Here is a 3,532-nt window from a genome sequence, read left to right on the forward strand (position 1 = left end):
GTGACCCAGCATCGCTGGACTTGCTGGGACAGTGCCGAAGGCGACTTCGGTCACGTAGTAGAACTTTTCTTGGTCTGAATGATAGGTGTCAACCATGTTTTTCACCTTTGACTATGAGGTGGCGATTGACTCGAAGAGCCACGCCACGATTTGGATTTCTTCCCGGTACAGGAAGGGCTTCACGTCGGTTACGTCGATGTCTCGGTAACTGTGCACATCGCAAAACGTCACGCCATGCACGTCAACGGTTGCTTGGACAAAATCGCAGTGCAGAACGGCAGGAGAAACCCCGTCCGACGGGTTAGTGGTCCTTGCCATAAGGTAGAGGTAGCCGTCGTCGTTGACGTAGTTCGTGAGATTTTGGGTTAGAGTGATGGTTACGGTTTGGTCGGTTCCTTCAGTGCCAACTTGAGCGTCACCCCAAGAACCCGCCGCGTGATTCCACACTTTCAGAGTCACACCATAACCAGCAGGCGACGCACCAAAGCCTTCAAACGCCAAGGCAAGACGCTTTAGACACTGCTTTCTCGGTTCATTTCGGCATTCTCCAGCTTTGGCGCCTATTTTGAAGCGGAAAAGCATAAACGCAAACTCACCGCTGCCCGTTGCGCTTTTGGAGTGTCTTTGGTCGTCGCTTCCCCAAAGATTCGCATACTCAGGATTGGGCAGTTCCGTCCAGCGAGGGCTTGACGGTTCAGGTTCACTGGTAGTTGCTGCATCGTAGGCTTTGTGAGTTGCCGACGCAGCGTCTAACAGGTAAAAATTGTAGAAGGTTCTGTAGGGCAAGTTGCGGTTTTCAGGAATAATCAACAGAAGCTGCTCAAGCACCTTGTCACGCATAACTCTGCCAACATCAGCGCTAGCCGACGGCTTGTCAACTGTGGTTATGGTTGCCCTCAGGGAGTAGATTCGGCGTCTTAGTTTGCCGTCTAAGGTGTGTCTCTGGTTTTGACATGGTTCAGAGGTTTTGGATACTGTAATTTGGGCGTCGATGTCTTTTAGCAGTTCCCGGTCATAGTTAGCTTGCGAGCATAGGACACGGGCTAAGCCGCCGTCGTCTTTGACAACTCTTAAGCGGGACTCGATTAAGCGCAGAACAGTTATGACGGGGTTCTCAAATTCGCTCAAGTTGCGATTAGCCTCCTTGCGGTGCTTTTGAAGTAGAATCGCTGATTCCCAAACGTGAAAGGCGTCACAGTCTGAACCTCGTAATCTTCTCCTTGTCGCCTGATTTTGTCGTGCACTCGGACGGGCAGGAAAGTGTAGAATGCCAAGTAGTCGCTGAGGTAGTAGCCTGCCTCAATCATAACCTGCTCAGCTTTAAGCGGAGAAACAATCGCTAGCAAATCCAACGGCTCACCATACGTCACTGTTGCAGCGGCTTCGCGGACAGGATACAGCGTGACGGCTTCGCCTTTGCTTCTCAAAATCTTGGTAAACTGGGTTGCGGGCTCCTCGTAATTCAGGAAGAGCTGGGATAGCCAGCAAACTGTCGCCATAGCCCACTTGTTCTCGACTGGACTGTAATCGTGGTGTTTGGCGCCCCAAAACATGAACTCCGATGAGTGTTTACCTATGACTTCCACGCTAAACTTGAGGCTGGGTTGGTCGTGGTTTTTTCGGATGCGCCAGAGGATGCCGCTGGTGACGGCGTCGTAGTAGTTGCATGCCACAGTTCGGTTGACGACATCTATGTAGCCCGCCCAGCAAACCGCAGGGTCATACGCTGGATAGGTGGCGTTGGCGCGGATGCTGTTTAGGAAACTGTAGACTCGCTGGCACGTTAAGCTCCAGCCCTCCACCGCGTACAAGCCCACTAAGGCGTAGGCGAAGGGGTCATCGTAAACCTCATTCTCCGCTAAGCCAACCCGGTGCCATTTGCCATCGGCGGGGTCAAAATTAAGCCACAGCTTCTCAAAACCTTCCCTGAGAAAGCCAACCGCCTTATCCATGATGTTTTGGTAGAGTGCTGCGTTGGCTGTGTCATGCTTCTCCGCTAACAGCTTGAGACCTGCTAGCCCGTAGAGGCATTCGACGTCCAATTGCAGAAGCCACGCATCCCCAATTGTCACCGCTCTGGCGAAGCCACCGTAGGCTTGCTGGTCCTGCATAGTTTTGAGGAAAGTTCCAGCCGCCAGCTTAGTAGCATCCAAATAGCTGGAATCATTCGTGAGTTCATGGGCACGCAGAAGGGCAGGGATGGCTCTGCAGGCGTCCACGCTGTAGTAGTATGTGCTGGTTTCTGCGCTTTTGAATCCGCCATACGCTTTTCTTGATGGGTCAAGGCACTGCTGGGTCAGAGCCCAATCCGCAAGCTCCACAACTTTGCCGTAGATTTCGGCTTTTCTGTCCTCAAACTGCTTGGCACAGTACGCTTCACAGAGAAAGTCGATTGCAAAGCTAGCAGCCAAGACGCCTTTCCCAAAAGTCGGGTCTGGCGTACCAGGCAGCATCACATATACGTAGGGTGCATAGTCCATCACGAATTGGTAGTAGGTTTCTGGCACGGTTCCCATTAGCTACACACTCCCCACGTACGGTTCTTTGAGGCTGGAAAGGATGCGCTCGAATTCATTTTGCAGAACGGCTAAGCTGGGAAGTGCCGAGTTAGAACTGCTCAAGTCGCCAACGCTAAAGTTCAAGCCCACAGCGCTGCCGCCCGTCAAATAGCAGACTGCGTAAATGGCAGCCAAAAGCACAACCGCCTCCTTCTCAGCATCAGTGCAGTTTGTGTGGTCGATTTCTTTGGACAGCTCAAGCCCCAAAGCGACTTCAGCACGCTTAATCATCTTCAGAACCTTAGCGTCTGTGATGTCGGCTTCAGAAATGTGCAACACGTCCCGAACATCATCCACAGAAACCTCAGTCACATCTGGGCGCCTCCATCTGCACTGTTGGGTGTTTGAGGCGGCGTATCCCAGAGCTCCCAGCCGAACTTGACCGCGTTCTTGCGGAACTCTTCCGCCCTCACCAGCCCCAACTCAGCAGCACGAATCAAATCAGCAGGCACAAGCTCAGGCGTCTCAGGACTACCAAAATTAAGCCGAACCTTCGCCTTGGCAGCATCAAAACCCGCTTGAGCAACAACCACACCGAAAAGTTCCCGCTCCACTTGGCGCTTGATGTACCGCTGCACAGGCTTAATGAGCATGTCCTGCAAATCGAGAGCTGCCCGCGCTGAGGCTTCGGTGAAGCCCGGAGTGCTAAACAAGCGCGGCAAAGGCGTCTCGCAGCCAAGGTAGAATTGGTTGACCATGTGGTCGATGTAGTACTCGAAGCGTGCTCTTGGGTCGATGGTGACTGGGTGGACGCTGACGGATTTGGCTCCGCTGAAAAGCCACTGTCCCTCCTCAGGACGGCTCTTGATGGCAGTCTCGTACTTTTTGATGGTGTCTTCTTTTTGTCCTTCCAGTTGCACGACGACGTCGGGTCCAGCGTACTTGATGAATATGTTGGGCAGTATCTTCTCGATTTTCGCCTTCATCCACGCATACGACGGCCGCTTGTCAGTGTCAAGGGTTAACGTGTGCAA

The 3,532-nt window shown here is 52.8% G+C and carries 4 protein-coding genes; all 4 read right to left on the reverse strand.

What is annotated here, in order from left to right; translation table 11 throughout:
• Nucleotides 1-111: 111 nt before the first annotated feature.
• On the reverse strand, nucleotides 112-1,128 hold the full coding sequence (locus tag NWE95_00745) for a hypothetical protein (GenBank protein MCW4002429.1): 1,017 nt from the start codon (nucleotides 1,126-1,128) through the stop codon (nucleotides 112-114).
• Nucleotides 1,125-2,516 (reverse strand): hypothetical protein, encoded by a 1,392-nt coding sequence (locus tag NWE95_00750; protein ID MCW4002430.1) that lies wholly within the window; start codon nucleotides 2,514-2,516, stop codon nucleotides 1,125-1,127. The genes NWE95_00745 and NWE95_00750 overlap by 4 nt, the downstream gene beginning before the upstream one ends.
• Nucleotides 2,517-2,519: 3 nt before the next feature.
• Nucleotides 2,520-2,870 (reverse strand): hypothetical protein, encoded by a 351-nt coding sequence (locus NWE95_00755; protein MCW4002431.1) that lies wholly within the window; start codon nucleotides 2,868-2,870, stop codon nucleotides 2,520-2,522.
• Nucleotides 2,867-3,532: hypothetical protein (locus tag NWE95_00760; protein ID MCW4002432.1), on the reverse strand; the 666-nt coding region annotated here is incomplete at its 5' end. The genes NWE95_00755 and NWE95_00760, both read right to left, overlap by 4 nt.

Source organism: Candidatus Bathyarchaeota archaeon, from assembly GCA_026014725.1.
GTDB lineage: Archaea > Thermoproteota > Bathyarchaeia > Bathyarchaeales > Bathycorpusculaceae > Bathycorpusculum.

What these genes read in the sequence shown, in the direction of transcription:
- NWE95_00750 (MCW4002430.1), bottom strand. Translation starts at nt 2,516, where the DNA reads ATGGGAACCGTGCCAGAAACCTACTACCAATTCGTGATGGACTATGCA.